The organism is Pseudomonas sp. S31 (genome assembly GCF_016648105.1).
Taxonomy (GTDB): Bacteria; Pseudomonadota; Gammaproteobacteria; order Pseudomonadales; family Pseudomonadaceae; genus Aquipseudomonas.
The window spans coordinates 181024-206008 of the sequence record NZ_JACVVE010000004.1 but is presented as its reverse complement, the minus strand read 5'-3'; the positions used below and the strand labels follow the sequence as shown (position 1 = coordinate 206008).

At 63.9% G+C, this 24985-nt stretch carries 19 protein-coding genes; 12 read left to right on the top strand and 7 right to left on the bottom strand.

The genetic code is table 11. The annotated features are described in order from the left end of the window. Positions 1-280 precede the first annotated feature (280 nt). The 6 genes from fadB to IAE37_RS05480 all read left to right on the top strand — a co-directional run bounded on the left by fadB (position 281) and on the right by IAE37_RS05480 (position 7568). On the top strand, positions 281-2428 hold the full coding sequence (fadB, locus tag IAE37_RS05505; RefSeq protein WP_201170522.1) for a fatty acid oxidation complex subunit alpha FadB: 2148 nt from the start codon (positions 281-283) through the stop codon (positions 2426-2428). Positions 2429-2459: 31 nt separating this feature from the next. Continuing rightward, positions 2460-3635: an acetyl-CoA C-acyltransferase FadA gene (gene fadA, locus IAE37_RS05500; protein ID WP_201170520.1), complete on the top strand. Its 1176-nt coding sequence runs from the start codon at positions 2460-2462 to the stop codon at positions 3633-3635. A gap of 79 nt (positions 3636-3714) precedes the next feature. Beyond that, positions 3715-3966 (top strand): DUF1653 domain-containing protein, encoded by a 252-nt coding sequence (locus IAE37_RS05495; protein WP_201170506.1) that lies wholly within the window; start codon positions 3715-3717, stop codon positions 3964-3966. Between the two features lie 100 nt (positions 3967-4066). Continuing rightward, entirely contained in the window at positions 4067-6679 is a 2613-nt protein-coding gene (gene topA, locus IAE37_RS05490) for a type I DNA topoisomerase (protein WP_201170504.1), read from the top strand. 89 nt (positions 6680-6768) lie between these two features. After that, a complete protein-coding gene (locus IAE37_RS05485) occupies positions 6769-7284 on the top strand; it encodes a DUF6586 family protein (protein ID WP_201170492.1) in 516 nt (171 codons plus the stop codon). A 50-nt stretch (positions 7285-7334) separates the two neighbouring features. After that, positions 7335-7568: a hypothetical protein gene (locus IAE37_RS05480; protein ID WP_201170488.1), complete on the top strand. Its 234-nt coding sequence runs from the start codon at positions 7335-7337 to the stop codon at positions 7566-7568. Between the two features lie 50 nt (positions 7569-7618). On the opposite strand, the gene sulA is transcribed toward IAE37_RS05480, so the two are convergent. Both sulA and lexA read right to left on the bottom strand, forming a co-directional pair. Continuing rightward, on the bottom strand, positions 7619-8095 hold the full coding sequence (gene sulA / locus IAE37_RS05475) for an SOS-induced cell division inhibitor SulA (protein ID WP_201170485.1): 477 nt from the start codon (positions 8093-8095) through the stop codon (positions 7619-7621). 13 nt (positions 8096-8108) lie between these two features. Then, a complete protein-coding gene (lexA, locus tag IAE37_RS05470; protein ID WP_201170481.1) occupies positions 8109-8717 on the bottom strand; it encodes a transcriptional repressor LexA in 609 nt (202 codons plus the stop codon). A gap of 244 nt (positions 8718-8961) precedes the next feature. On the opposite strand from lexA, the gene IAE37_RS05465 reads away from it, so the two are divergent. Both IAE37_RS05465 and nagZ read left to right on the top strand, forming a co-directional pair. Further along, positions 8962-9669: a TetR/AcrR family transcriptional regulator gene (locus IAE37_RS05465; protein ID WP_201170479.1), complete on the top strand. Its 708-nt coding sequence runs from the start codon at positions 8962-8964 to the stop codon at positions 9667-9669. Positions 9670-9707: 38 nt separating this feature from the next. Next, positions 9708-10706 (top strand): beta-N-acetylhexosaminidase, encoded by a 999-nt coding sequence (nagZ, locus tag IAE37_RS05460; protein ID WP_201170685.1) that lies wholly within the window; start codon positions 9708-9710, stop codon positions 10704-10706. Between the two features lie 87 nt (positions 10707-10793). Here nagZ and IAE37_RS05455 read toward each other — a convergent pair whose 3' ends face one another. Genes IAE37_RS05455 through mfd form a run of 3 tightly spaced genes read right to left on the bottom strand, consistent with a single transcriptional unit; the run spans position 10794 to position 18147 of the window. Beyond that, the gene (locus IAE37_RS05455) at positions 10794-14111 is read right to left on the bottom strand and encodes a DEAD/DEAH box helicase (protein ID WP_201170477.1); all 3318 of its coding nucleotides are present in this window, start codon (positions 14109-14111) and stop codon (positions 10794-10796) included. Between the two features lie 4 nt (positions 14112-14115). Continuing rightward, positions 14116-14688: a CsiV family protein gene (locus IAE37_RS05450; RefSeq protein ID WP_201170465.1), complete on the bottom strand. Its 573-nt coding sequence runs from the start codon at positions 14686-14688 to the stop codon at positions 14116-14118. A 9-nt stretch (positions 14689-14697) separates the two neighbouring features. Then, positions 14698-18147: a transcription-repair coupling factor gene (gene mfd, locus IAE37_RS05445; protein ID WP_201170462.1), complete on the bottom strand. Its 3450-nt coding sequence runs from the start codon at positions 18145-18147 to the stop codon at positions 14698-14700. Between the two features lie 167 nt (positions 18148-18314). On the opposite strand from mfd, the gene IAE37_RS05440 reads away from it, so the two are divergent. Together IAE37_RS05440 and sthA are read left to right on the top strand one after the other, a co-directional pair. Beyond that, positions 18315-19778: a glyceraldehyde-3-phosphate dehydrogenase gene (locus tag IAE37_RS05440; protein ID WP_201170458.1), complete on the top strand. Its 1464-nt coding sequence runs from the start codon at positions 18315-18317 to the stop codon at positions 19776-19778. A 389-nt stretch (positions 19779-20167) separates the two neighbouring features. Continuing rightward, the gene (gene sthA, locus IAE37_RS05435) at positions 20168-21562 is read left to right on the top strand and encodes a Si-specific NAD(P)(+) transhydrogenase (protein WP_201170454.1); all 1395 of its coding nucleotides are present in this window, start codon (positions 20168-20170) and stop codon (positions 21560-21562) included. Between the two features lie 48 nt (positions 21563-21610). On the opposite strand, the gene IAE37_RS05430 is transcribed toward sthA, so the two are convergent. Beyond that, a complete protein-coding gene (locus tag IAE37_RS05430) occupies positions 21611-22327 on the bottom strand; it encodes a glycerophosphodiester phosphodiesterase (protein ID WP_201170438.1) in 717 nt (238 codons plus the stop codon). Between the two features lie 31 nt (positions 22328-22358). Continuing rightward, the gene (locus IAE37_RS05425) at positions 22359-22943 is read right to left on the bottom strand and encodes a PilZ domain-containing protein (protein WP_201170435.1); all 585 of its coding nucleotides are present in this window, start codon (positions 22941-22943) and stop codon (positions 22359-22361) included. Between the two features lie 93 nt (positions 22944-23036). Between IAE37_RS05425 and IAE37_RS05420 the strand changes: the two genes are divergently transcribed. Both IAE37_RS05420 and lolD read left to right on the top strand, forming a co-directional pair. Then, positions 23037-24287: a lipoprotein-releasing ABC transporter permease subunit gene (locus IAE37_RS05420; protein ID WP_201170432.1), complete on the top strand. Its 1251-nt coding sequence runs from the start codon at positions 23037-23039 to the stop codon at positions 24285-24287. 7 nt (positions 24288-24294) lie between these two features. Beyond that, a complete protein-coding gene (gene lolD, locus IAE37_RS05415; protein ID WP_201170430.1) occupies positions 24295-24978 on the top strand; it encodes a lipoprotein-releasing ABC transporter ATP-binding protein LolD in 684 nt (227 codons plus the stop codon). The last annotated feature ends 7 nt before the right edge of the window (positions 24979-24985 follow it).

Here is a 24985-nt window from a genome sequence, read left to right as displayed (position 1 = left end):
GCGATCACCGTCATCATGCGTACTACCTTTATTCGGCATCATGACCGGAAAGTCGCGTTTTCAACCCGCTTGCGAGCATTTGACAACGCTGATTTTTTCGGAGAATGTGTGCACACCCAAATCAAACGGGCGTATGAATTGAGCGTTTGTATGTCACACCGCTCGTACAGAATCCCGACTATCGCGCCGATGGGTGAGCCTGGGGCGAGGGCCGCAAGAGCGGCTTGGCCAGCAGCGATCGGCGTGTACAGTTCAGCTTCCATATCGTGGAGATCAGTTGATGATTTACGAAGGTAAAGCCATCACGGTTAAGGCTCTTGAAAGCGGCATCGTCGAACTGAAGTTCGACCTCAAGGGTGAGTCCGTCAACAAGTTCAATCGCCTGACCCTGGCCGAGCTGCGCCAGGCCGTGGACGCCATCAAGGCCGACGCCTCGGTCAAGGGTGTGATCGTCAGCAGTGGCAAGGACGTGTTCATCGTCGGCGCCGACATCACCGAGTTCGTCGACAACTTCAAGCTGCCCGAGGCCGAGCTGGTTGCCGGCAACCTGGAAGCCAATCGTATCTTCAACGCCTTCGAAGACCTCGAGGTGCCGACCGTGGCCGCCATCAATGGCATCGCCCTGGGCGGTGGCCTGGAAATGTGCCTGGCGGCCGATTACCGGGTCATGTCCAGCAGCGCCAAGATCGGCCTGCCGGAAGTCAAGCTGGGCATCTACCCAGGCTTCGGCGGCACCGTGCGCCTGCCGCGCCTGATCGGCTCGGACAACGCCATCGAGTGGATCGCCGCCGGCAAGGAAAACCGTGCCGAGGACGCCCTCAAGGTCGGCGCCGTCGACGCCGTGGTGGCCCCTGAGCTGCTCTCGGCCGCTGCCCTGGATCTGATCAAGCGCGCCATCTCCGGCGAGCTGGATTACAAGGCCAAGCGCCAACCGAAGCTGGAAAAACTCAAGCTCAACGCCATCGAGCAGATGATGGCCTTCGAAACCGCCAAAGGTTTCGTCGCCGGCCAGGCCGGGCCGAACTACCCGGCACCGGTCGAGGCCATCAAGTCGATCCAGAAGGCCGCCAACTTCGGCCGTGACAAGGCCCTGGAAGTCGAAGCCGCAGGCTTTGCCAAGCTGGCCAAGACCTCGGTCGCCGAAAGCCTGATCGGCTTGTTCCTCAACGACCAGGAACTCAAGCGCAAGGCCAAGGCCCACGACCAGATCGCCCACGACGTGAAGCAGGCTGCCGTGCTCGGCGCCGGCATCATGGGTGGCGGTATCGCCTACCAGTCGGCGGTCAAGGGCACCCCCATCCTGATGAAGGATATCCGCGAGGAAGCCATCCAGCTGGGCCTGAACGAGGCCTCCAAGCTGCTCGGCAAGCGCGTGGAGAAGGGCCGCCTGAGCCCGGCGAAGATGGCCGAGGCGCTCAATGCTATCCGCCCGACCCTGTCCTACGGCGACTTCTCCCACGTCGACATCGTCGTCGAGGCCGTGGTCGAGAACCCCAAGGTCAAGCAAGCGGTGCTGGCGGAGGTGGAAGGCCAGGTCAAGGAAGATGCGATCATCGCCTCCAACACCTCGACCATCTCCATCAGCCTGCTGGCCAAGGCGCTCAAGCGCCCGGAAAACTTCGTCGGCATGCACTTCTTCAACCCGGTGCACATGATGCCGCTGGTGGAAGTCATCCGTGGCGAGAAGTCCAGTGACGTGGCTGTCGCCACCACCGTGGCCTACGCCAAGAAGATGGGCAAGAACCCGATCGTGGTCAACGACTGCCCAGGCTTTTTGGTCAACCGCGTGCTGTTCCCGTACTTCGGCGGCTTCGCCAAGCTGGTGAGTGCAGGTGTCGACTTCGTGCGCATCGACAAGGTCATGGAGAAATTCGGCTGGCCGATGGGTCCGGCCTACCTGATGGACGTGGTCGGCATCGACACCGGCCACCATGGCCGCGACGTCATGGCCGAAGGCTTCCCCGACCGCATGAAGGACGAGCAGCGCTCGGCCATCGACGCCCTGTACGAGGCCAACCGCCTCGGCCAGAAGAACGGCAAGGGCTTCTATGCCTACGAGACCGACAAGCGCGGCAAGCCGAAGAAAGTCTTCGATGCCACCGTGCTCGACGTGCTCAAGCCGATCCTGGGCGAGCAGCGTGAGGTCAGCGACGAGGACATCATCAACTGGATGATGATCCCGCTGTGTCTGGAGACCGTGCGCTGCCTGGAAGACGGCATCGTCGAGACCGCCGCCGAGGCGGACATGGGCCTGGTCTACGGCATCGGTTTCCCTCCGTTCCGGGGGGGCGCGCTGCGCTACATCGACTCGATCGGGGTGGCCGAATTCGTTGCCCTGGCCGACCAGTACGCCGACCTGGGCCCGCTGTACCACCCGACCGCGAAGTTGCGTGAAATGGCCAAGAACGGCCAGCGCTTCTTCAACTGAGTGGTCAACGAGCTAGAGCGAGATTATTGATATGAGCCTGAATCCAAGAGACGTGGTGATTGTCGACTTCGGTCGCACGCCGATGGGCCGCTCCAAGGGTGGCATGCACCGCAACACTCGCGCCGAAGACATGTCGGCGCACCTGATCACCCAGTTGCTGGCACGCAACGACAAGGTCGATCCCAAGGAAGTCGAGGACGTGATCTGGGGCTGCGTCAACCAGACCCTGGAGCAGGGTTGGAACATCGCCCGCATGGCCTCGCTGATGACGCCGATCCCACACACCTCGGCGGCACAGACCGTCAGCCGCCTGTGCGGCTCGTCGATGAGCGCGCTGCACACCGCTGCCCAGGCGATCATGACCGGCAACGGCGATGTGTTCGTCATCGGCGGGGTCGAGCACATGGGCCACGTCAGCATGATGCATGGCGTCGACCCCAACCCGCACCTGTCCTTGCACGCCGCCAAGGCTTCCGGGATGATGGGCCTTACTGCCGAGATGCTCGGCAAGATGCACGGCATCACCCGCGAACAGCAAGACCTGTTCGGCCTGCGCTCGCACCAGCTGGCGCACAAGGCCACGGTCGAAGGCAAGTTCAAGGATGAGATCATCCCGATGCAGGGCTACGACGAGAACGGCTTCCTCAAGGTCTTCGACTTCGACGAGACCATTCGCCCGGAAACCACCCTCGAAGGGCTGGCCTCGCTCAAGCCGGCGTTCAATCCCAAGGGCGGTACCGTCACCGCCGGTACCTCGTCGCAGATCACTGATGGCGCCTCGTGCATGATCGTCATGTCCGGTCAGCGTGCCATGGACCTCGGTATCCAGCCGTTGGCGGTCATCCGCTCCATGGCGGTGGCTGGCGTCGACCCGGCGATCATGGGCTACGGCCCAGTGCCGTCGACCCAGAAAGCCCTCAAGCGTGCTGGCCTGACCATGGCCGATATCGACTTCATCGAGCTCAACGAAGCCTTCGCCGCACAGGCCCTGCCGGTGCTCAAGGATCTGAAAGTGCTCGACAAGATGGATGAGAAGGTTAACCTGCACGGCGGCGCCATCGCCTTGGGCCACCCGTTCGGTTGCTCCGGGGCACGGATTTCCGGCACCCTGCTCAACGTCATGAAGCAGAATGGCGGCACCCTGGGTATCGCCACCATGTGCGTAGGCCTGGGCCAGGGCATCACCACTGTCTTCGAACGCGTCTGATCGCGTCGCAAGGCAGCAGCCGGGGCCCTGTGCCCCGGTTTTTGTTTTTTACAGGTTTTGTTTCAAGAGGACAGGCGACATGCAGATACAACCAGGCGTATACCGTCACTACAAGGGGCCTGAGTACCGTGTCTTCAGCGTCGCGCGGCATTCCGAAAGCGAAGAGTGGATGGTTTTCTACCAATGCCTGTATGGTGATTACGGGTTCTGGGTAAGGCCACTTTCGATGTTCCAGGAGTCCGTCGAGGTTGACGGCGAGCAGGTGCCACGCTTTGCTTTGGTCAAGGCCGAAGAGGGGTTGCCTGCGCTGTCGGTGAAAGTCGGCGAATAGTCGACCGAACTTGACCTCTCTGTTTCGCCACTATATATAGCGGTGCCGCGTCCGGCACCTGACGCGTTTTTCATCTTCAGATTCAGGAATACTCCGATCCATGGGCAAATCGCTGGTCATTGTGGAATCCCCGGCCAAGGCCAAGACCATCAACAAGTACCTGGGCAACCAGTACGTGGTGAAGTCGAGTATCGGCCATATCCGAGACCTCCCCACCAGCGGTTCGGCCAGCGCGAGCAAAGAGCCGGCCGCCAAGCGTGGCAAGGCCGCTGCGGGTGAGGCACCGGCGCTGTCGCCGAAGGAAAAGGCCCGTCGCCAACTGGTGGCGCGCATGGGCGTCGATCCGGACCACGGCTGGAAGGCCAAGTACGAGATCCTTCCCGGCAAGGAGAAGGTGATCGAAGAGCTGCGCCGCCTGGCCAAGGATGCCGACACCATCTATCTCGCAACCGACTTGGACCGCGAAGGGGAAGCCATTGCCTGGCACCTGCGCGAGGCCATCGGGGGTGACGACACCCGCTACAAGCGCGTGGTGTTCAACGAAATCACCAAGAAAGCGATCCAGGAAGCGTTCTCGCAGCCTGGCGAACTGGATATCGACCGGGTCAACGCCCAGCAGGCGCGGCGCTTCCTCGACCGCGTGGTGGGCTACATGGTCTCGCCGCTGCTGTGGGCCAAGATCGCCCGTGGCCTCTCTGCCGGCCGCGTGCAGTCGGTGGCAGTGAAGCTGGTGGTCGAGCGTGAGCGCGAGATCCGTGCCTTCGTCCCAGAAGAGTACTGGGAAGTGCACGCCGACCTCGGCACCGCCAAGAACGCCAAGGTGCGCTTCGACGTGGCGCGCGAGAAGGGCGAGGCCTTCAAGCCGCTGAACGAAGCCCAGGCCATGGCCGCGCTGGAGAAGCTCAAGGCGTCCAGCTACAGCGTGATCAAGCGTGAAGACCGCCCGACCAGCAGCAAGCCGTCGGCCCCGTTCATCACCTCCACCCTGCAGCAGGCAGCGAGCAACCGCCTGGGCTTCGGGGTGAAGAAGACCATGATGATGGCCCAGCGTCTGTACGAAGCGGGTTACATCACCTACATGCGTACCGACTCGACCAACCTGTCGGCCGATGCCCTGGACATGGCCCGCAGCTACATCGAGCGCGAGTTCGGCAAGCAGTACCTGCCGGAAGCCCCGCTGGTGTACGGCAGCAAGGAGGGCGCCCAGGAAGCGCACGAAGCGATTCGTCCTTCCGACGTCAACACCCATCCGACCAAGCTCAGTGGCATGGAGCGCGACGCGGAGCGCCTGTACGAGCTGATCTGGCGCCAGTTCCTGGCCTGCCAGATGCCTCCGGCGCAATACCTGTCCACCAGTGTCACCGTGGCAGCTGGCGATTTCGAGCTGCGAGCCAAGGGCCGCATCCTCAAGTTCGACGGCTACACCCGTGTGCTGTCCCAGCAGAGCAAGCCGGGAGAAGACGATGTGCTGCCGGAAATGGCCCAGGGCGAAGCGCTCAAGTTGATTCAGCTCGACCCGAGCCAGCACTTCACCAAGCCGCCGGCGCGCTTCACCGAAGCCAGCCTGGTCAAGGAAATGGAAAAACGCGGCATTGGCCGCCCGTCGACCTACGCGGCGATCATTTCCACCATCCAGGACCGCGGTTACGTCACCCTGCACAATCGTCGCTTCTACTCCGAGAAGATGGGCGACATCGTTACCGAGCGCTTGTCCGAGAGCTTCTCCAACCTCATGGACTACGGCTTCACTGCCGGCATGGAAGAGAACCTCGACGACGTGGCCCAGGGCGAACGCGACTGGAAGAACGTGCTCGACGAGTTCTACGGCGACTTCAGCAACAAACTGCTGACCGCCGAGTCCGCCGAAAGCGGCATGCGCGCCAACCAGCCGACCATGACCAACATTCCGTGCAAGGAATGTGGCCGGCCGATGATGATCCGCACAGCTTCCACCGGTGTGTTCCTCGGTTGCTCGGGTTACAGCCTGCCACCGAAAGAGCGCTGCAAGGCCACCGTCAACCTGGTGCCGGGCGACGAGATCGCTGCCGACGACGAGGGTGAATCGGAGTCGCGCGTGCTGCTGGGCAAGCACCGTTGCCCGATTTGCGCCACGGCGATGGATGCCTACCTGCTGGACGAGAAGCACAAGCTGCACATCTGCGGTAACAACCCGGACTGTGCTGGCTACGAGATCGAAGAGGGCAGCTACCGCATCAAGGGCTACGAAGGGCCGAGCCTGGAGTGCGACAAGTGTGGCAGCGAGATGCAGCTCAAGACCGGCCGTTTCGGCAAGTTCTTCGGTTGCACCAACCCTGCATGCAAGAACACCCGCAAGCTGCTCAAGAGCGGCGAGGCGGCGCCACCGAAGATGGACAAGGTGGACATGCCCGAGCTCAAGTGCGAGAAGGTCGACGACACCTACGTGCTGCGTGACGGTGCATCGGGGCTGTTCCTGGCTGCCAGCCAGTTCCCGAAAAACCGGGAGACCCGCGCGCCGCTGGTGCTGGAGATCCTGCCGCACAAGCATGAGATCGATCCGAAGTACCACTTCCTCTGCGATGCTCCGCAGAAGGACCCTGATGGCCGTCCTGCGGTGATCCGCTACAGCCGCAAGACCAAGGAGCAGTATGTGCAGTCCGAGGTTGACGGCAAGCCGACCGGGTGGAAGGCGTTCTACGACGGTGGTGCGTGGAAGGTTGAAGACAAGCGCTGATTCCTGGGTATTGTGATTGGGGCCGCTTTGCAGCCCCAATCATTTATGATGGTGCTATTCGCCTTGCAGCCTCAGGGAGGTCATCCGAAATGGCCCAGGAACTCTACACCCGCACCAACCAGAAACTGTTCTTCGCCGGGCTCGCCCTCGACTCAATGGCCAAGGCCGAGCAGAGCCAGGCCATGAATGCCCGGGGCTTGGTCCAGGCGGAGCGCGAGTCGGCGTTGTTCCATCTGTATGGTGCGCTGCTCGGACTGTGCCATGAGATTGGTGGTTTCTACCGGTTGCCGGTGGTGGCCTCGGTGGAGCAGGCGCTGGCAGACGATGCTTTGAACAGTATCGCCATCCCGGAAGTCGCCGAGATGCTCGAACTGGTTCGACAGCGCGAAACCTGGCTGGCGCAACTGGTCGATGCTTATGCCGATTTGTTCCGACCACCGGTCGCGAAAAAAACGCCAAAAACCGATGTCACCCAGCCCCTGATCCAGGCGGTCAATCTCGGTGAGCCCGAGCCACCTGCGCTGTCGCGGCATGAACTGGAAAGCTGGCGCAACAACCTCAAGGGCTTGGTGAGACGTTTCCGTGACGCGTTGAGTGAGTGCTGATCTCTGCTGCGGCTGGTACACTAGCCGCCTTACGTGGAGAACTGCCCTATATGTCAACGTCGTTTCTGGAAATTGTCGAGTTGCCGGATGGCCGAATCGAACTGCGTCGTGCCGAGGACGAAGGCTCGCTGGTAACGTTGGAATTTTCGGAGGACGCCAAGGTGTTCCTGCAAGGCCAGTACGTGGAAGTGGCCAAGGCCATGTTGAGCGTCGGCGTGCAGATGGCGGGGCGGCTAATGGACGGTGAGCTGGAGCGCGACGAAGGGCCACGCGTACTGCACTGAAGCTTCAACGCCAGCGAGTCGATACTGGCGTCATAGGCAAAGCCTGAACATCAGCCGAGGCGGATGTTCAGGCTTTGTGCGTTTCCGGTACCGGCAGCGCGGGTCAGTTGTTGGCGGCTGCTGGCATTGAGGTTGCCCAGCCAGGTGACCACGGTGTGGCTGCGCCCCAGGCGCAGGGCTTCACGGGCCAGTTGCAGGGCGCTCTGGGCGCCGCGTGGATGCAGCAGCAGGATGCGTTCGCGGTTGAGCCCGGCATCGCGCAACCAGGCCTGGGTCAGGCTCGCCGGTGGTGCGATCAGGGTCAGCCAGCGTGCATCTTCCTCTTCGCTCAGCTCGCGCAGAACGGGGGCCAGCAGGCTCTGGCAGTGTTCGGGGGCGCCGCGCAGCGTCAGTTCGCTGAACAGCTCCGGCTCGCTGCTCCTCGGCGCTGCCTGCTTGGGCTTGATGCCAGGCAGCACGGGTTGCGCGAGGAAGGCTTCGAACAGTGGAAGCTGGACCTGTTGGGGTGCTTGGATGAACTGCTGCATGACGCCTCCTGATTCAGCGGCGAATGACGCCGACGCTCAAGCCCTCGATCACCAGTTCCTGTTCTTTCAGGTCGACTTCGATAGGGGCGAATTCCGGGTTTTCTGCCAGCAGCCATACTCTGCTGCCCTCGCGCTTGAAGCGCTTGACGGTGACTTCGTCACCGATGCGGGCGACCACGATCTGGCCGTTGCGTGCCTCGCGGCAGGTATGTACGGCCAGCAGGTCGCCGTCGAGGATGCCGACGTCTTTCATGCTCATGCCGTGCACACGCAACAGGTAGTCGGCTTGCGGATGGAAGAAGGCCGGGTTGATGTTGCAGGATTGCTCGATGTGCTGCTCGGCGAGAATCGGTGCGCCCGCCGCGACCCGGCCGATGATCGGCAGGCCGGCTTCTTCGGCCTTGGCCTCGAGGCCAGGGATGCGGATACCCCGGGATGCGCCTGGGGTCATTTCGATAGCGCCCTTGCGGGCCAGGGCCTTGAGGTGTTCCTCGGCGGCGTTGGGCGACTTGAAGCCCAGCTCCTGAGCGATTTCCGCGCGCGTTGGCGGGAAGCCGTTGTCTTCGAGGCAACGTTTGATGAAGGCCAGGATTTCGGCTTGGCGTGGCGTCAGTTTCAACATGGCGAGTCGCTCTGTCTTTTTATACAGTGACTGGGATTATATACAGTAGGTGGCGCACTGCAAGCGTCACGCTGCGACAAAGCCTTTCCGGCGGCGGAGGGGCAGCCCTCGACCCAGCGCCAGCGTTGGGTTGCAGCGAGAATCGGCGGGCTGTGATTTAATGTCGACCCGGCAGTCAGCGAGCCTTGACAGGACATAAGCTGAAACGTATGTTTCAAACACTTGTTTGTCTGGCGGAGTAGTCATGGCCCAATCGGAAACCGTTGAACGCATTCTCGATGCTGCCGAGCAGCTGTTCGCGGAAAGGGGGTTCGCGGAAACCTCGTTGCGCCTGATCACCAGCAAGGCCGGGGTCAACCTGGCGGCGGTGAACTACCATTTCGGTTCCAAGAAGGCGCTGATCCAGGCGGTGTTCTCGCGTTTCCTCGGGCCGTTCTGCGCCAGCCTCGAGCGCGAGCTGGAGCGTCGCCAGGCCAAGCCGGAGCAAAAGCCCAGCCTAGAGGAACTGCTCGAGATGCTGGTCGAGCAAGCGCTGATCGTGCAGCCGCGCAGCAACAACGACCTGTCCATCTTCATGCGCCTGCTGGGCCTGGCCTTCAGCCAGAGCCAGGGCCACTTGCGGCGTTACCTGGAAGACATGTACGGCAAGGTGTTCCGTCGCTACATGCTGCTGGTCAACGAAGCCGCGCCCCGCATTCCGCCGCTCGAGCTGTTCTGGCGGGTGCACTTCATGCTCGGCGCCGCAGCGTTCAGCATGTCTGGCATCAAGGCCTTGCGCGCCATCGCTGAGACCGATTTCGGCATCAATACCTCCATTGAGCAGGTCATGCGCCTGATGGTACCGTTCCTCGCCGCGGGCATGCGTGCCGACAGCGGCGTCACTGACCAGGCCATGGCGTCTGCCCAGTTGCGCCCGCGCAGCAAGACCGCCGTCGGCACCGCCAAGGCCTGAACCCAGTTCCCAATGAAGGATTCCCTATGACCGTCAGCCTGCAGGGCTCCCTGATGGTGGATATCGCCGGCCACTGGTTGACCGCCGAAGATCGCCAGCTGCTGCGCCAACCCGAAGTCGCCGGCCTGATCATCTTCGCCCGCAATATCGCCAGCCCGCGCCAGGTCCGCGAATTGTGCGCGTCCATTCGCGCCATTCGCCCCGACCTGATTCTCGCCGTGGACCAGGAGGGAGGGCGCGTCCAACGCTTGCGCCAGGGTTTCGTGCGTCTGCCGGCCATGCGCGCGATCGCCGACAACGCCAATGCCCAATACCTGGCCGAGCAGTGCGGTTGGTTGATGGCCACCGAAGTGCTGGCGGTCGGCCTCGACCTGAGCTTCGCCCCGGTGCTCGACCTCGACCACCAGCGCAGCGCGGTGGTCGGTAGCCGTGCTTTCGAGGGTGATCCCGAACGCGCCACGCAACTGGCGGCGGCGTTCATCCGCGGCATGAATGCCGCTGGCATGGCCGCCTGTGGCAAGCACTTCCCCGGCCACGGCTGGGCGGAAGCCGACTCCCATGTGGCCATTCCCACCGACGAGCGCAGCCTGGAGCAGCTGCGTCAGGCCGATCTGGTGCCGTTCACCCGGCTCAGTGGCCAGCTGGCGGCGGTGATGCCGGCGCACGTTATCTATCCGCAGGTGGACAACCAGCCAGCCGGCTTCTCGCGGCGTTGGTTGCAGGACATCCTGCGCGGTGAGCTGGGCTTCGATGGGGTGATCTTCAGCGATGATTTGTCGATGGCGGGGGCGCATGTGGTAGGTGATGCCGCCAATCGTATCGAGGCGGCCTTGAGTGCCGGTTGTGACATGGGCCTTGTGTGCAATGACCGGGCGGCCGCCGAGCTGGCCTTGAGCGCGGCGCAGCGCTTGAAGGTCAAGCCGTCGCCGCGGATTGCGCGGATGCGCGGGCAAGGGTTCGCGCGGACTGATTATCGTCAGCAGCCGCGGTGGCTGGAGGCGCTTGGGGCGTTGAAGGAAGCACAGCTGGTGGATTGATCTCGCGGGCCTCTTCGCGGGTGAACCCGCTCCTACAGGGATCGGTAATACCTGTGCGGGCTTGCCCCGCGAAGAGGCCGGTACAGGCTAGCGGGCTCGCTTGCCAGGCAGGGGCGCGAACAGCGCCTCGATCTCGTCATCCCCGAGCCGCCACTGGCCCGCCTGCCCGCCGTCGAGCAGGCTCGCCGCCAGCGCCGCTTTCTCCTGCTGCAGCGCTTGGATCTTCTCTTCCACCGTCCCCCGCGTGATCAACTTGAACACGAACACCGGCTTGTCCTGGCCGATCCGGTAGGCGCGGTCGGTGGCCTGGTTCTCGCTGGCCGGGTTCCACCACGGGTCGAAGTGGATCACCGTGTCGGCTGCCGTCAGGTTCAGCCCGGTACCACCAGCCTTGAGGCTGATCAGGAACACCTCGCTGTCACCGTTCTGGAACTGCCGCACCGGCGCACGCCGATCGCGGGTGTCGCCGGTCAGCAGGCTGTAGCGCACCCCGCGTTTTTCCAGCTCTGGCTCGATCAGCGCGAGCATCGAGGTGAACTGCGAGAACAGCAGCACGCGCCGGCCTTCGCTGAGCAGCTCGTCGAGCATCTCCAGCAGGGCGCCGAGCTTGCCCTTGTCGGCCTGGTTGCCCTTGACCTCCAGGCCACGCACCAGGCGTAGGTCACAGCAGACCTGGCGTAGCTTGAGCAACGCATCGAGGATCACGATCTGGCTGCGCGCCGCGCCATTGCGGGCGACCTCGTCGCGCACTTTCTTGTCCATCGCCACCCGCACCGCCTCGTAGGTGTCGCGCTGGGCGTCGCTGAGCTCGACCCAGTGCACCATTTCGGTCTTGGCCGGCAGCTCGGTGGCCACCTGTTCCTTGGTCCGACGTAGCAGGAACGGGCGGATGCGGGCGGCCAGGTGGCCCATGCGCTCGGCGTCGCCATGGCGCTCGATGGGCGTGCGGTAGTCCTGGTTGAAGCGCTTGACGTCGCCCAGCCAACCCGGCATCAGGAAGTGGAAGATCGACCACAGTTCGCCCAGGTTGTTTTCCATCGGCGTGCCGGTCAGGCACAGCCGCTGGCCGGCTTGCAGCTCGCATACCGCCTGGGTGGCCTTGCTGGTGCTGGTCTTGATGTTCTGTGCTTCGTCGAGCACCAGCACATGCCAGGGTTGCTGGCGCAGATGGTCGAGGTCGCGAGGCACCAGGGCGTAGGTGGTCAGCACCAGGTCGTATTCGTGCAACTTGGCGAAATGCTTGCTGCGCCCCGCGCCCTGCAAGGCCAGCACGCGCAGCCCGGGGGCGAAGCGCTGGGCTTCGTCGAGCCAGTTGGGCACCAGGCTGGTGGGCATCACCGCCAGGGCGGGCGTCTGCAGGCGCCCGGCCTGTTTTTCCAGCAGCAGGTGGGCCAGGGTCTGCAGGGTCTTGCCCAGGCCCATGTCGTCGCCGAGGATGCCGCCAGTGTCCATCTCGCGCAGCGCCTGCAGCCAGTTCAGGCCCTGCTGCTGATAGGGGCGCAAGGTGGCGGCGAGCCCGGCGGGGGGCTCGACCTGCAGCTCGCGGGCGTCGCGCAGGCGCCGCCCAAGGTCGCGCACATGGGCGCCGCCTTCCCAGTGCAGCGGCAGGCCTTCGATGTCGTTCAGGCGCGCGGCATCGGCGCGCTCCATGCGCAGGCTGGGGCCAGCGGCGTCCTCGTGCAGGTAGAGGTCGCCGAGGGTGCCCATCACCGCCTTGATCCGCCCGTAGGGCAGGGCGACGCGCAGCGCCGGGCTGTCCAGGCGGCCGCGGTTGAGGTCGATCAGCAGGTGTTCGTCGTCGCTGCGCCGCGCCAGTTCGCTGGGGCGCAGCAGTTCGGGGTTGCTGCGCAGCAGTTGCAGCACGATCGGCAGCAGGCTGTGGCGTTGGCCGTCGACGACGATACCCAGCTCCAGGTCGAACCATTCGTGGCCCGGGCCTTCATCGATGTGCGCGTACCAGTCGTCCACCTCGTGCAGGTTGAAGGCGAAGTCGCGATGGGTGTCGATTTCCCAGCCAGCCTCGCGCAAGCGCGGCAGGCCATCGCGGGCGAACTGCAGCCAGGCTTCGTCGTCGGGCAGTTGCAGCATCTCGCCGGCGCTGTCGGGCAGGGCCTTGCTCTGGCGGGTGGCGGGCTTGAAGCCGAGGTCGTGGAGCTTCTTGCGCAACGCCTGCTCGGCCTGGGGCTGGCGGCGGATGCGCTGGCTGGTGCTGCCCACCAGGCGGGTCAAGGGTTTGTCTTCGTTGCCGCTGGTGCGCAGGCCGTCGTAATCGAACGCCAGCGCGGCGCGGTGCTGCATCTGGCGCTGCATACGGCCGGTCTTGGGCGTGTAGGCGCTGAACTCGAGGCTGCCGAGGGTCAGTCGCGGTCTGGGTTGTACATCTTCGATCACTTGCTCTTGCACCTGGGTCGGCGTAGGGACGCTATGGCTGAGGGCATTGAGCTTGTGGCTAAGGGGTATGACTAAGTGCTCCGGCACGTCCGGTGCCAGCGTCAATTGCGCAGCGACATGCGGTTCCAGTGCATGTTCGACCTTGCCAACTTCATTGGTGGATAGGTCGAAGTAGTACAGCGGCAATAACGGTATGACGCAACTCAGCGCTTTCCCATCGCTGTACCAGGAGCCACGGTAGTGCCCGCTGTCCAGGCGCACCCAGCGAAATTCGGCCCGACGGGGCGGGCCTTTGTGCATGAACGGGAGGTCTTCGATGAGAAACAGCCGCCCGGTGTCCAGGACGCGCTGGAACAGTTCGCCGCCTTCCAGACCTTTGAGCTTGTAGCCAGAATCCTGGCCGCCACCCTGGTTCAAGGCCGACAACAGCCGCAGGATGCGAATGTCTTCTTCGGTCACGAATTTTGGCGGTTCGTAGAGGAACTCATGCAGCGATTGCACGCGACTGAAGCGCACGCCATCTTGCGTAGGTGTGCCCTTGCGCACCCGCAAAGCGCAGCCGGCGTCATCCGTCAGCAGGAGCTGGTAGCACACCATGCGCCCGCGTTTGTCATGGGTTGGGGCGGCTTTGTGCGGGGCCTGCTCCAGGCCGGTCAGCCAGTTCTGCAATTCGAGCGGGAGAGTCGTTGGGCTCGCTTTCGCATTCGAGGCCATAGAATCGGGAGGGGTCAGGCAAAAGAGGGCGGCAGCGCAATGCTTGCAGTTGTGTCCCACTGGGCAGTCGCATTCGCCGTCCACCTCGCAGCGCCCGCGTGTCACCGTTACATGGATGGTTTGTCGATAGCGGCTGTTTCCGCTGCCTCGGCAAGTGGCCTCGACGACCGATCCATAGATGCTCTCAAGCTCAACCCTGCCCTCATCGGCATAACGTTCGCCGCGTTGCAGGGTGATCTTGGTGAACGACTGGGTCCAGTTCGGGTATTCGTTCACCAGTTCAAAGGCATCGTGCTTCATCGGCTTACTGCTCCATCAACTCCGGATCCATCGCCGGCATCTTCGGCGCGTTCGGTGGCGTGACCTTGAGCAGCAGTGCCAGGTGCCCGCCGTCGATGAAGGTCAGTTGGCCGCCTTTCATGTTGCTGTTGATCTGCTTGAACTGCTCGCTGCGCAGCACGTTGCCGTTGCCGTCCAGGTCGTTGACCCAGAAGTTGGCCTGCACGCTGATGAAGCGGCCTTCGGTGAGGCTCAGGTTGCCTTCGATGGGAAAGTGGCCGAAGCGTTCTTCGCCAGCGCCCAGGGCGATGCGGCTCGGCTCGCTGCCAACCTGTTGCTGCCAGGCCTTGTGCAGCAGCACGGTGTAGTCGGCGGTGGCCTCCAGGCGGGTGGCTTCGTCTTCCAGGGCCAGGCGCCGTTCGGCGCTGCTGTCCAGGCGTGGCGCACCGGCGCTCCAGTCTTCTGGGGCGAACGGGCTGGTCACCGCAGGCACGGCGTTCTGCCGCACCAGGATCATTTCTACCTGATAGAGGCCTTCGGCGAAGGCGGCTGGCGCGAACAGCGCCAGCAGCAAGGTCAGGCAACGAATGGCACGCATGGATCTTCCTTAGGCAGACTGTGGGGTCAGGCGCTCGAACAGCGCCTCCAGGGTATTGAAACGTTCGTCGGGGCGTTCCATCGGCACCAGGAAGCGGAACTGGGTCGCACCTTCGAACTTGTAGCGCTTGGGCTGGCCCTGGATCAGCTTGATCAGGGTCAGCGGATCGACCGGGGTCTCGGCCTCGAACTCGAGCTTGCCGCCATTGGGCCCGGCGTCGACCTTCTTGATGCCGAGCTTTTCCGCCTGCAGCTTGAGCGAGGTCAGGCGCATCAGGTTCTTGGTCGGCTCGGGCAGCAGGCCGAAGCGATCGATCATTTCCACCTGCAGGTCCTTGAGGCCCTCTTCGTCGGCCGCCGAGGCGATGCGTTTGTAGAGGATCAGGCGTGCGTGGACGTCTGGCAGGTAGTCCTCGGGGATCAGCGCCGGCAGACGCAGGTTGATCTCCGGGCCGCCGCCCAGGGGCTGTTCGAGGTTCGGCTGGGTGCCCTTGCGGATGGCCTTGACCGCGCGTTCGAGCATTTCCATGTACAGGGTGAAGCCTACGGCCTGGATCTGCCCGCTCTGGCCTTCGCCAAGCAACTCGCCGGCGCCGCGGATCTCCAGGTCGTTGGTGGCCAGGACGAAGCCCGCGCCCAGGTCCTGGGTGTTGGCGATGGCCTCCAGGCGCTTCTCGGCATCGCTGCTGACCTTCTGCCGGGTCGGCGTCAGCAGGTAGGCGTAGGCCTGGTGGTGGCTGCGCCCGACCCGCCCACGCAGCTGGTGCAACTGGGCCAGGCCGAACTTGTCGGCGCGCTCGATGACGATGGTGTTGGCGCTCGGCACGTCGATGCCGGTCTCGATGATGGTCGAGGCTACCAGCACGTTGAAGCGCTTGTGGTAGAAGTCGCTCATCACCTGTTCCAGTTCGCGTTCGCGCATCTGCCCATGGCCGATGCCGATACGCGCTTCCGGTACCAGCTCGGCCAGGTCGGCGGCGCATTTCTCGATGGTTTTCACATCGTTGTGCAGGTAGTACACCTGGCCGCCGCGCAGCAGTTCACGCAGCAGCGCTTCCTTGACCGTGCTGTTGTTCTGCTCCATGACGAAGGTGCGCACCGACAGACGGCGGGCCGGCGGCGTGGCGATGATCGACAGGTCGCGCATGCCGGCCACGGCCATGTTCAGCGTGCGTGGAATCGGCGTGGCGGTCAGGGTCAGGATGTCGACTTCGCTGCGCAGGGCCTTGAGCTGCTCCTTCTGGCGCACGCCGAAGCGGTGCTCCTCGTCGATGATGGCCAGGCCCAGGTCCTTGAAGCGCACGTCGTCCTGCAGCAGCTTGTGCGTGCCGATGAGGATGTCGATCTTGCCTTCGGCGAGGTCGGCGGCGGCGGCCGCCACTTCCTTGGCCGACTTGAAGCGGCTCATCACCTCGACCTTCACCGGCCATTCGGCGAAACGGTCGCGGAAGCTGTTGTAGTGCTGCTGGGCGAGCAGGGTGGTGGGCACCAGTACCGCCACCTGGCGGCCGCTGTGCACGGCGATGAACGCCGCGCGCATGGCCACCTCGGTCTTGCCGAAGCCGACGTCGCCGCAGACCAGGCGGTCCATCGGCTTGGGGGCCAGCATGTCGACCCGCACGGCCTCGATGGCGGCCTGCTGGTCGGGGGTCTCCTCGAACGGGAAGCCGGCGCTGAAGGTGGCGTAGTCAGCCGCCGGGTCGGCGAACGCATAGCCCTTGCGCGCAGCGCGCCGGGCATAGATGTCGAGCAGTTCGGCGGCAACGTCGCGGACCTGCTCGGCGGCCTTGCGTTTGGCCTTCTGCCAGGCCTCGGAGCCGAGTCGGTGCAGCGGTGCCAGGGCATCGTCGCTGCCGGTGTAACGGGCGATCAGGTGCAGGTTGGCCACCGGCACGTAGAGCTTGGCGCCCTCGGCGTATTCCAAGGTGAGGAATTCGGCGGCCTGGCCGTCGATTTCCAGGGTGGCCAGGCCCAGGTAGCGGCCCACGCCATGGTCGATGTGCACCACCGGCGCGCCTTCGCGCAGTTCGGTGAGGTTCTTGATCACCGCGTCGTTGGCTGCCTCGCCGCGTTTTTCGCGGCGCCGGCGCTGCATCACGCGCTGGCCGAACAGCGGACTCTCGGCGATCAGGGCGATGGCGGGGTCGTCCAGCAGCAAGCCCTCGTCGAGCGGCGCGATGGTGATCGCCAAGCGCTCGCTGCCGCTGAGGAAATCGGCCCAGCCGTCCACCGTCTGCGGGCGCAGCTTGAGGCGTTCGAGCAACTCCAGCAGGACTTCGCGGCGCCCGGCCGATTCGGCGGTGAACAGCACGCGGCCGGCGAATTGGTCGAGGAAGCCGGCCAGCTCGGCCAGTGGCTGGTTGGCCTTGGCCTCGATCGCCAGGTTGGGCAGGGCGCGTGCCGGGAAGCTTTCGCGGCCCGCCCCAGATTCGACCGGCTCGGCGCTGACCACCACGCGCGGCCATTGCTTGAGCTGGGCGAAGCAATCCTCGACCGGCAGGAACAGCTCGGCCGGCGGCAGCAGCGGCCGGGTCAGGTCGCCGCGGCGCTCTTCATAGCGCCCGCGCACGTCGTTCCAGAAGTGTTCGGCCGCCTGTTCCACGCCTGGCAGCGAGAACACCTGGGTGTCGGTCGGCAGGTAGTCGAACAGGGTCGAGGTTTGTTCGAAGAACAGCGGCAGGTAGTACTCGATGCCGGCCGGGATGATACCGCTGGCCAGGTCCTGGAAGATCGCGCTGCGGCGGAAGTCGACGTCGAAACGCTCGCGGAAACGTGCCTTGAAGCGCGTGACCTCTTCCTTCTGCATGGGGAACTCGCGCGCCGGCAGCAGGCGCACCGAGTCGACCTTGTCGATCGAGCGCTGGGTCTCCGGGTCGAAGGTGCGCAGGGTCTCGATCTCGTCGTCGAACAGGTCGATGCGGTAGGGCAGCTTGCTGCCCATCGGGAACAGGTCGATCAGTGCGCCGCGCACGGCGAACTCACCATGCTCGTAGACCGTGTCGACGCAGCGATAGCCGCTGGCTTCCAGGCGCGTGCGCATGAGCTCGACGTCGATCCGCTGGCCTACGTCCAGCACCAGGCTGCTGCCCAGCAGGAAGCGCGTCGGCGCCAGGCGGTGCAGGGCAGTGGTGATGGGCACGACGAGAATGCCGTGGCTCAGCTCCGGCAGCTGGTAGAGGCTGGCGATGCGCTGCGAGATGATGTCCTGGTGCGGCGAGAACAGGTCGTAGGGCAGGGTTTCCCAGTCGGGAAATGGCAGCACCGGCAACTGCGGGGCGAAGAAGCGCAGTTCCTGTTCCAGGCGGTCGGCAGCCTGGCTGTCGGCGGTCAGCAACAGGGTGAAGCGGCCGGCGCTGCTGGCGGCTTCGGCGATGGCAAGGCTGAGGGCTGCACCAGGCAGGTTGCCCCAGGTTTGTTTGCCGGCCGTAGCCGACATTTTCGGTAGGCGCAGAACTGACACGGGAGATTGGACTCCAAGCGTTGCGGCAAAGAGATCGATTGTACCGGTGCCGGGGGCTGCTGTCAGGTTGCAAAGGCTTTGGCAGTAGGGCGCGGCGCTGGCGACAGGCGCTCATTGCCGGTTACGCGCCGGGGCGTCATAATGTAGCCCCTTTTTTCTGTCCCTACATGTGGAAGGTTCCCGTGACTCAGAAGCCCGACCAGTGTCTTGGTGAGTGGATCGACCGTGAAGCGCTTGCTGAAGCGATGATCCCGCTTATCGGTCAGCTCTACCGCAACAACAACGTGGTGAGCTCGATTTATGGCCGCAGCCTGATCAACCGTTCGGTTATCTCTATCCTCAAGGCTCATCGTTTTGCGCGTCATCGCCAGACCGACGAGACCGAACTGTCCGTTCACGAAACATTCCCCCTGCTCAAGGCCATGAGCGAGCTGAAGCTCGGCGCTGCCTCGGTCGACCTGGGCAAGCTCGCCAACAAATTCAAGCTCGAAGGCAACGGCCGCAGCGCCGAGCAGTTCGTGCGTGACGAACTGGCCGACGTGGTTGGCCAGCAAAACGCCTCGGCCCGCAAGGGCACCGACGTCGTACTGTACGGCTTCGGCCGCATCGGCCGCCTGCTGGCGCGCATCCTGATCGAGAAGACCGGTGGCGGCGACGGCCTGCGCCTGCGTGCCATCGTCGTGCGCAAGGGCGCCGAGAACGACCTGGTCAAGCGTGCCAGCCTGCTGCGCCGTGATTCGGTGCACGGTCCGTTCGACGGCACCATCACCGTCGACGAAGCCAACAACACCATCACCGCCAACGGCAACCTGATCCAGGTGATCTACGCCAAGAGCCCAAGCGAAGTCGACTACACCCAGTACGGTATCGACAACGCGCTGATCGTCGACAACACCGGTGTATGGCGTGACGCCGACGGCCTCGGCCAGCACCTGGCCTGCCCGGGCGCTGCCCGCGTGATCCTCACCGCACCTGGCAAGGGCGCGCTGAAGAACATCGTGCACGGCATCAACCACGGCGACATCACTGCCGATGACAAGATCATCTCGGCGGCTTCCTGCACCACCAACGCCATCGTGCCGGTACTGAAGGCTGTCAACGACCAGTTCGGCATCGTCAACGGCCACGTCGAAACCGTTCACTCGTTCACCAACGACCAGAACCTGATCGACAACTTCCACAAGGGCAGCCGTCGTGGCCGTGCCGCGCCGCTGAACATGGTCATCACCGAGACCGGTGCCGCCACCGCCGCCGCCAAGGCGCTGCCGGTGCTCAAGGGCAAGCTGACCGGCAACGCCATTCGCGTGCCGACGCCGAACGTCTCGATGGCCATCCTCAACCTGAACCTGGAAAAGGCCACCAACCGCGACGAGATCAACGAGTACCTGCGCCAGGCGGCCATGCACTCGGAGCTGCACAAGCAGATCGACTACGTCAGCTCGCAGGAAGTGGTTTCCACCGACTTCGTCGGCTCGCGCCACGCCGGTGTGGTCGACGCCGAAGCGACCATCTGCAACGACAACCGCGTTGTTCTGTACGTCTGGTACGACAACGAGTTCGGCTACAGCTGCCAGGTGGTCCGCGTGATGGAAGAGATGGCCGGTGTGAACCCGCCAGCGTTTCCACGCTGATTCGCTGGTAAGGCCATGAAAAAACGGGAACCTTCGGGTTCCCGTTTTTTTATCCAGATTTTGTGTTGCCTGTGCCGGCCTCTTCGCGGGGCAACCGAGAGCCCAGTGACTATCGGCACTATTTCGAGGAGAATGGCCGGCGCTCGAGCTACGCCCGCGTTCGAGCGGGTGGTGCAAGGCGAGTGAAAGGACAGTGACGCAGGATCGCCGCCCAGGACGTGGCAATGACATGTAGTGCAGGCAAAATTGGCCTACGACGCGACCAAGGGTTAATGTGCGCGGCGTTCACGCTTGATTAGACTGCACGTGAATTTTCTCATGGCGCTACGGCGGCATGATCGAGCCCCGCGAGCGACCGTGGCCCGCGGGCCAGTTCTGAAGGAGTACGCATGGCTGTCTACAACTACGACGTAGTGGTGCTGGGTTCTGGCCCGGCCGGAGAAGGCGCGGCAATGAATGCCGCGAAAGCGGGGCGCAAGGTGGCGATGGTCGACAGCCGTCGTCAGGTCGGCGGCAACTGCACCCACCTGGGCACCATTCCGTCCAAGGCACTGCGTCACTCGGTGCGGCAGATCATGCAGTTCAACACCAACCCGATGTTCCGCGCCATCGGCGAGCCGCGCTGGTTCTCCTTCCCGGACGTGCTCAAGAGCGCCGAGAAGGTGATCTCCAAGCAGGTGGCCTCGCGCACCGGCTACTACGCCCGCAACCGCGTGGACGTGTTCGTCGGCACCGGCAGCTTCGCCGACGAGCAGACCATCGAGGTGGTCTGCGCCAATGGCGTGGTCGAGCGCCTGAACGCCAAGCACATCATCATCGCCACCGGCTCGCGCCCTTACCGCCCGGCCGATATCGACTTCAATCACCCGCGTGTCTACGACAGCGACACCATCCTCAGCCTCAGCCACACCCCGCGCAAGTTGATCGTCTACGGCGCCGGCGTGATCGGTTGCGAATACGCCTCGATCTTCAGCGGCCTGGGCGTGCTGGTAGAGCTGGTCGACAACCGCGGCCAGCTGCTGAGCTTCCTCGACTCGGAAATTTCCCAGGCGCTGAGCTACCACTTCAGCAACAACAACATCACCGTGCGCCACAACGAAGAGTACGAGCGCGTCGAAGGCCTGGACAACGGTGTGATCCTGCACCTGAAGTCGGGCAAGAAGATCAAGGCCGACGCCTTGCTGTGGTGCAACGGCCGTACCGGCAACACCGACAAGCTGGGCCTGGAGAACATCGGCATCAAGGTCAACAGCCGTGGCCAGATCGACGTCGACAACAGCTACCGCTCCAGCGTGCCGAACATCTACGGCGCCGGTGACGTGATCGGCTGGCCGAGCCTGGCCAGTGCCGCTCACGACCAGGGCCGCTCGGCCGCTGGCAGCATCGTCGACAACGGCAGCTGGCGCTTCGTCGACGACGTGCCGACCGGTATCTACACCATTCCGGAGATCAGCTCGATCGGCAAGAACGAGCAGGAACTGACCCAGGCCAAGGTGCCGTACGAAGTGGGCAAGGCCTTCTTCAAGAGCATGGCCCGCGCGCAGATCGCCGGCGAGCCGCAAGGCATGCTGAAGATCCTGTTCCATCGCGAAACCCTGGAAATCCTCGGCGTGCACTGCTTCGGCTACCAGGCTTCGGAGATCGTCCACATCGGCCAGGCGATCATGAACCAGCCGGGCGAGCAGAACAACCTGAAGTATTTCGTCAACACCACCTTCAACTACCCGACCATGGCCGAAGCCTATCGGGTAGCTGCCTACGACGGCCTGAACCGGCTTTTTTGAGCGGCTCCGGCCGGTGGCCTGAGCCGGTCGGGGAGACCGATTTCAGCCCTACCCGAGGGTGGTCTTGGCCAAACCGGGAAAGTCTGTAATCAGGCTGTCCACGCCAAAATCGGCGAGTCGGCGCATCAGCGCCGGCTCGTTGACCGTCCACACCGATACGTGCAAACCCTGGCCCTGGGCTTTCAGTAGGCGCTCGGGAGTGCACAGCGTCCAGTTCAACGCCAGCATCTGGCAGCCATAGTTCTGCGCGACCTTCAGTGGGTCGAGCCAGGCGTATTCGGCAACCAGCCCGCGTTGTACGTCCGGTACCAGTTCCTGCGCCGCGCCCAGCACTTCCCGAGAGCTGGAGGTGATGGTGATCTTGTCCAGCAGGCCGTATTGCTGGGCCAGCTCGCGGATCGCCAGCACGGTGGTGGCGGCGCGGGTACGCGAAGCGCTCTTGACCTCCAGTTGCCAGTGCTCGAACGGGCATTTCTCGAACAGTTCTTCCAGTCTCGGAATGGGGCAGGGCTGCACATGCCCGGGGCCGCCCTTGCGCGCATCGATCTTGACCAGGTCCGCCGCCGGGTGCTCAACCACCTTGCCGCGCCGGCCGGTGGTGCGCTTGAGGGTCGGGTCGTGGATCACCATTAGCTCGTTGTCGGCCGACAGGTGCAGGTCCAGTTCGCAGCGGTCGACGCCGTGGGACAGGCACTGACGGAAGCTGTTCAGGGTGTTTTCGGGGGCTTCGCCCTTGGCGCCGCGGTGGCCGTAGATCAGGGTCACGTTCGTTCCTTCAAATCAGTGGGAGAGGGGCTCAGGACGCGGTATCGTCGTTATCCAGCTGCTGGCGCCGTTGCTGCTGCTGGCGCTGCAGGATGTGACGGGCCAGCAGTTGCCGCTGGGCGTCGGTCATGTCGGTGAATTCGATGCCGATCTCGACGCCGCCTTCGGGGCGCACGCCGCAGTGGATCACCCGGCCACGCAACAACAGACCATGGGCGCGTGGCATCAGCACCATTTTCACTTTCACCCGGGTACCGGGGTCGAGCGGCTGCGCCTGGTCGAATTCGATGCCGCCTTCGGAAATGATCACTGGCTGCGGTTCGCCGACCGTGCCGATGAGGGTCTGTGCCACTACCGCGCTGAGCAGGTCGAGGCGTTTGTTCTGGGCGCGCAGGAAGGCGGCCAGGGTGCGGTCCTTGTCGCTCAGCTGGCGCAGCAGGTGCTGGGATTCGAAGTCGGAAAGATGAAGTTCGCTGAGCAGGTTGAACAGCGGCGAATCATCCTGCAACAGTTCTGGCTCCAGGGCTTCGGCCGCGCTCAAGGGGCTGATTTCCAGTGCGATCCTATCCTCGATGCGGTAGTATTCGCGGCGATCTTCTTCGTCTAATGTCGTCATGGCGAACCCATGGTAGCGGCGGTGGTCCGAGTGTAAAGCCGCCGTAGGCGCCTCGCCACAAGGACGTTCCCTTTCATCCGAACAAGCCCCGACATGTTCAGACCTCTTTTCGCATTCATCGGTACGCGTTACACCCGTGCCAAGCGCCGTAACCATTTCGTCTCGTTCATTTCCCTGACCTCGATGATCGGCCTCGCCCTGGGCGTGGTAGTGATGATCGTGGTGCTCTCGGTCATGAACGGCTTCGACCACGAGATGCGTACCCGCGTGCTTGGCATGATCCCTCACGCCACGCTCGAAAGCGGCCAGCCGCTCAACGACTGGCCGGCCCTTGCCCAACAAGTAAAGCAGAATCCGCACGTGCTGGCGGTGGCGCCCTACACCCAGATGCAGGGCCTGCTGACCCACGACGGCAAGGTGCAGAAGGTGCTGCTCAACGGCATCGACCCGGCCCGCGAGCGCGACGTCTCGATCATCGACAACTTCACCCTGCAAGGCAGCCTGGACAAACTGGCGCCGGGCGAGTGGGGCATCATGATCGGCGACAAGGCCGCGGCCAAGCTGGGCGTGGCCATCGGCGACAAGCTGACCTTCGTCGCCCCCGAGGTCAGCGTCACCCCGGCCGGCATGTTCCCGCGTATGAAGCGCTTCACCGTGGTCGGCACTTTCCACGTCGGCGCGGGTGAAATCGACGGCTACCTGGGCCTGACCAACATCGCCGACCTGTCGCGCCTGCACCGCTGGAAGGCCGATCAGGTACAAGGCCTGCGCCTGAAGTTCGATGACCTGTTCCAGGCGCCGCGCGTGGCCTGGGACATCGCCCAGCACCTGGGCGACCAGGAGTTCTACAGCCGCGACTGGACCCGCACCCACGGCAACCTGTACCAGGCGATCCGCATGGAAAAGGCCATGATCGGCCTGCTATTGCTGCTGATCGTGGCGGTGGCGGCGTTCAACATCATTTCCACCCTGGTGATGGTGGTCAACGACAAGCGTGGTGACATCGCCATCCTCCGCACGCTGGGTGCCACGCCGACCCAGATCATGCTGATCTTCATGGTCCAGGGTACCGTGATCGGGGTCATCGGCACGCTGATCGGCGCTGTGGTCGGCATTCTCGCCGCGCTCAACGTCAGTGCCGCCATCGCCGGCATCGAGAAGCTGATCGGGCACAAGTTCCTCAACGCCGACGTGTATTTCATCGATTACCTGCCGTCGCAGATCCAGGCCCAGGACGTGTACATGGTCTGTGCTGCGGCACTGGTCCTGAGTTTCCTCGCCACCCTGTACCCGGCCTGGCGTGCTGCCCGCACCCAGCCAGCAGAGGCGCTACGTTATGAGTGATTCGCGCATGAGTGATAAAGCCGTCCTGAGTTGCCGCAACCTGGGCAAGTCCTACGACACCGGCCCGGAGTCGGTGCAGGTGCTGTCGGGTCTCAACCTCGAACTGCACCCAGGCGAGCGGGTGGCCATCGTCGGTACCTCGGGCTCGGGCAAGAGTACCTTGCTCAACCTGCTCGGCGGCCTCGACCGGCCGACCCAGGGCAGCGTCTGGCTGGCCGGCGAGGAGCTGTCGGCGCTTGGCGAGCGCGCCCGGGGCCTGTTGCGCAACCGTGAGCTGGGCTTTGTCTACCAGTTCCACCACTTGCTGCCGGAGTTCACCGCCATGGAGAACGTGTGCATGCCACTGCTGATCGGCAGCACGCCGATCCCCGAGGCGCGCGAGCGTGCCGAGGCGCTGCTCAAGCGCGTGGGCCTGGGCCATCGCCTGCACCACAAGCCGGCCGAGCTGTCCGGTGGCGAGCGCCAGCGCGTGGCCATCGCTCGCGCCCTGGTCAACCGCCCAGGCCTGGTCATGCTCGACGAACCCACCGGCAACCTCGACCACCACACCGGCCAGGGTATCCAGGAGTTGATGCAGGAGTTGTCCAGTGCCTCGCGCACGGCGTTCCTGGTGGTGACCCACGACCTCAACCTGGCGCGTCAGATGGACCGCGTGTTGAAACTCGACGACGGCCACCTGGTGGCGATCTGACCGATTG

Excerpts from the sequence above, each read along its gene's own strand:
- IAE37_RS05485 (WP_201170492.1), top strand. The coding sequence starts at position 6,769 with ATGGCCCAGGAACTCTACACCCGCACCAACCAGAAACTGTTCTTCGCC.
- sulA (WP_201170485.1), bottom strand. The coding sequence starts at position 8,095 with ATGCAGCAGTTCATCCAAGCACCCCAACAGGTCCAGCTTCCACTGTTC.
- IAE37_RS05420 (WP_201170432.1), top strand. The coding sequence starts at position 23,037 with ATGTTCAGACCTCTTTTCGCATTCATCGGTACGCGTTACACCCGTGCC.
- fadA (WP_201170520.1), top strand. The coding sequence starts at position 2,460 with ATGAGCCTGAATCCAAGAGACGTGGTGATTGTCGACTTCGGTCGCACG.
- IAE37_RS05480 (WP_201170488.1), top strand. The coding sequence starts at position 7,335 with ATGTCAACGTCGTTTCTGGAAATTGTCGAGTTGCCGGATGGCCGAATC.
- IAE37_RS05495 (WP_201170506.1), top strand. The coding sequence starts at position 3,715 with ATGCAGATACAACCAGGCGTATACCGTCACTACAAGGGGCCTGAGTAC.
- IAE37_RS05465 (WP_201170479.1), top strand. The coding sequence starts at position 8,962 with ATGGCCCAATCGGAAACCGTTGAACGCATTCTCGATGCTGCCGAGCAG.
- topA (WP_201170504.1), top strand. The coding sequence starts at position 4,067 with ATGGGCAAATCGCTGGTCATTGTGGAATCCCCGGCCAAGGCCAAGACC.
- lolD (WP_201170430.1), top strand. The coding sequence starts at position 24,295 with ATGAGTGATAAAGCCGTCCTGAGTTGCCGCAACCTGGGCAAGTCCTAC.
- IAE37_RS05455 (WP_201170477.1), bottom strand. The coding sequence starts at position 14,111 with ATGAAGCACGATGCCTTTGAACTGGTGAACGAATACCCGAACTGGACC.
- fadB (WP_201170522.1), top strand. The coding sequence starts at position 281 with ATGATTTACGAAGGTAAAGCCATCACGGTTAAGGCTCTTGAAAGCGGC.
- lexA (WP_201170481.1), bottom strand. The coding sequence starts at position 8,717 with ATGTTGAAACTGACGCCACGCCAAGCCGAAATCCTGGCCTTCATCAAA.
- sthA (WP_201170454.1), top strand. The coding sequence starts at position 20,168 with ATGGCTGTCTACAACTACGACGTAGTGGTGCTGGGTTCTGGCCCGGCC.
- IAE37_RS05450 (WP_201170465.1), bottom strand. The coding sequence starts at position 14,688 with ATGCGTGCCATTCGTTGCCTGACCTTGCTGCTGGCGCTGTTCGCGCCA.
- IAE37_RS05425 (WP_201170435.1), bottom strand. The coding sequence starts at position 22,943 with ATGACGACATTAGACGAAGAAGATCGCCGCGAATACTACCGCATCGAG.
- IAE37_RS05440 (WP_201170458.1), top strand. The coding sequence starts at position 18,315 with ATGTGGAAGGTTCCCGTGACTCAGAAGCCCGACCAGTGTCTTGGTGAG.